The organism is Nocardia sp. NPDC003345 (assembly GCF_053589395.1).
Genome location: NZ_JBSFRU010000531.1, coordinates 1 through 2,463, shown reverse-complemented (window position 1 = coordinate 2,463; position 2,463 = coordinate 1). Strand labels below are relative to the sequence as shown.

Here is a 2,463-nt window from a genome sequence, read left to right as displayed (position 1 = left end):
CAGCCGCGAGTCTCGAGCGCTGACAGCAGACGCTTCGGGGGCCGAACCCCGCGCGCGCCAGCGCGCAGAATTACAGATTCTGGACCACCCAGTCGATGCTGCGGGTCAGCTGCGAGACGTCCTCGGGGTCGATGGCGGGAAACATACCCACGCGCAGTTGGTTGCGTCCCAGCTTGCGGTACGGCTCGGTATCGACGATGCCGTTGGCCCGCAGCGTCTTGGCCACCGCGGCGGCGTCGACCGAGTCGGCGAAGTCGATGGTGCCGACCACCTGCGAGCGATGCGCGGGGTCGGCGACGAACGGAGTGGCGAACTCGCTGGCCTCGGCCCAGGCGTACAGCCGCGACGAGGAATCCAGCGTCCGCTTCACCGCCCAGTCCAGACCGCCGTTGCGGTTGAGCCAGTCGATCTGATCGGCGAACAGCAGCAGGGTCGCCAGCGCCGGGGTGTTGTAGGTCTGATCCTTGAGGCTGTTCTCCACCGCGATGGGCAGCGACAGGAAGTCCGGGGTCCAGCGGCCGGAACCCTTGATCTCCTCGACGCGGGCCAGCGCGGCCGGGCTCATCAGCGCGATCCACAGTCCGCCGTCGGCCGCGAAGCATTTCTGCGGGGCGAAGTAGTAGACGTCGGCATCGGTGATGTTCACCGGCAGCCCGCCCGCGCCGGAGGTGGCGTCGATGGCGATGAGCGCGTCACCGGAGCCCGCGGGCCGCTGCACCGGCACCGAGACGCCGGTGGAGGTCTCGTTGTGCGCCCAGCCGATCAGGTCGGCGGCGGGGTCGGCGACCGGCTCCGGCGCGCTGCCCGGATCGGCCGACACCACGATCGGATCGCCGAGGAAGGGGTTCTTCTTGGTGACACTGGCGAATTTCGAGCTGAACTCGCCGTAGGTCAGATGCAGGGAGCGCTCGCGGACCAGGCCGAACGCGGCGGCGTCCCAGAAGGCGGTGGTGCCGCCGTTGCCGAGGATCACCTCGTAGCCCTCGGGCAGGGAGAACAGCTCGCGCAACCCGGACCGGACCCGGGCCACGACATCCTTGACCGGTTTCTGCCGGTGGCTGGTGCCGAATACCGAGGCACCCACCTCCACCAGGGACTGCAGCTGCTCCGGGCGAACCTTGGACGGGCCGCAACCGAAACGACCGTCGGCGGGCTTGAGGTCATCGGGGATGGTCGGGAACGCACTGGTCATGGCGAACAGCGTAGCCGCGCGGCTGCTGTGCCCCGTAACACACTCCGGCTAACGTGACTCGGTATGAGCATGCGGTCGTCCAGGGGCGCTGCCGGAGGTGGGTTCGCGGAAAACGGCGCGGGTGGTGCGGGTGAAGGCCCCGCCCTACCCGCCCCTTCCCGGCGGATCCGCGACCTGCTGCCGCGGCGCTTCCGGCGGCGCGGGGAGGCACCGACGGGCGCCGACCGCCGCGATCTGCTCGCCTACGGCACCCCCGGCTCGGCGACGGTGCTCGCGGCGCGAACCCGCAGGCGCGAACCCGGCTACACCTTCCGCGTACGCGTCCGGGTTCCGGGGACGGCCCCCTACGAGGCGCAGGTGCGCCAGCGGGTATCGGGTGCCGAACTGGACCGGATGCGCCCCGGAGACCTGGTGTGCTGCCGGGTCGACCCCCGCGACCGCGACCGCATGGTGCTGTATCTACCCGGTGACGCCGACCCCGGCCGGGCCGGGCTGGCCAAGATTCTGGCCGAGGGGCGGCGGGCCACCGGCACGGTCCTGGCCGTCACCCCGGTAGCGGCCGACTATTGCGGATGCGACGACCCGGTGCTGCGGCTGGACCTGGAGCTACGCACCTGGGACGAGCCCGGCGCCTGGCGGGTCCGGGTGGTGCAGTCGGTACCGCTGGCCGCGATCGGCCTGCTGGACCTGGGGGCCCGGCTGGAGGTCGCGTTCTTCGCGGTGGACTCGGGGGAATCGGTGGCGATCGACTGGGAGGCCGAACCCGGCGAGCCCGAGTAGTCGTGCGGGAGTTCCGGGCAGAAGGAGACCGTCACCGGCCGGCGGTGACGGTCTCCGGTGCCGTGACGGTTATACCGACACCGCACTCCAGCCGGCGACCTCTTGCGGGGTGCGGGGGCCGGGGCCGGTGTAGATGGCGGCGGGGCGGACCAGCTTGCCCAGTTTCTTCTGTTCCATGATGTGCGCGCACCAGCCCGCGGTCCGGCCGCAGGTGAACATGGCGGGCATCATATGGGCCGGAACCTCGGCGAAGTCCAGGATCACCGCGGCCCAGAACTCCACATTGGTCTCGATGGCGCGGTCGGGCCGGCGTTCGCGGAGCTCGGCCAGGGCCGCCTGTTCCAGGGCGGCGGCCACCTCGTAGCGCGGGGCGGCCAGGCGGCGGGCGGTATCGCGCAGCACCCGGGCCCGCGGGTCCTCGGCCCGGTAGACCCGGTGGCCGAAGCCCATCAGCTTCTCCTTGCGATCCAGGATGCCCTTGACCAGCGCCC

Annotated in this window: 3 protein-coding genes; 1 reads left to right on the top strand and 2 read right to left on the bottom strand. The window is 71.2% G+C overall.

Annotated elements, in window-relative coordinates; all coding sequences use genetic code 11:
- Window positions 1–70: 70 nt before the first annotated feature.
- On the bottom strand, window positions 71–1,192 hold the full coding sequence (gene serC, locus ACWDU1_RS31645) for a phosphoserine transaminase (RefSeq protein WP_450004090.1): 1,122 nt from the start codon (window positions 1,190–1,192) through the stop codon (window positions 71–73).
- A gap of 63 nt (window positions 1,193–1,255) precedes the next feature.
- On the opposite strand from serC, the gene ACWDU1_RS31640 reads away from it, so the two are divergent.
- On the top strand, window positions 1,256–1,972 hold the full coding sequence (locus ACWDU1_RS31640) for a hypothetical protein (RefSeq protein WP_450004089.1): 717 nt from the start codon (window positions 1,256–1,258) through the stop codon (window positions 1,970–1,972).
- 69 nt (window positions 1,973–2,041) lie between these two features.
- Here the strand turns inward: ACWDU1_RS31640 and ACWDU1_RS31635 are convergent.
- Window positions 2,042–2,463 (bottom strand): citrate/2-methylcitrate synthase (locus ACWDU1_RS31635; RefSeq protein ID WP_450004088.1); only part of this gene is annotated, 422 nt, incomplete at its 5' end.

Excerpts from the sequence above, each read along its gene's own strand:
- serC (WP_450004090.1), bottom strand. The coding sequence starts at position 1,192 with ATGACCAGTGCGTTCCCGACCATCCCCGATGACCTCAAGCCCGCCGAC.
- ACWDU1_RS31640 (WP_450004089.1), top strand. The coding sequence starts at position 1,256 with ATGAGCATGCGGTCGTCCAGGGGCGCTGCCGGAGGTGGGTTCGCGGAA.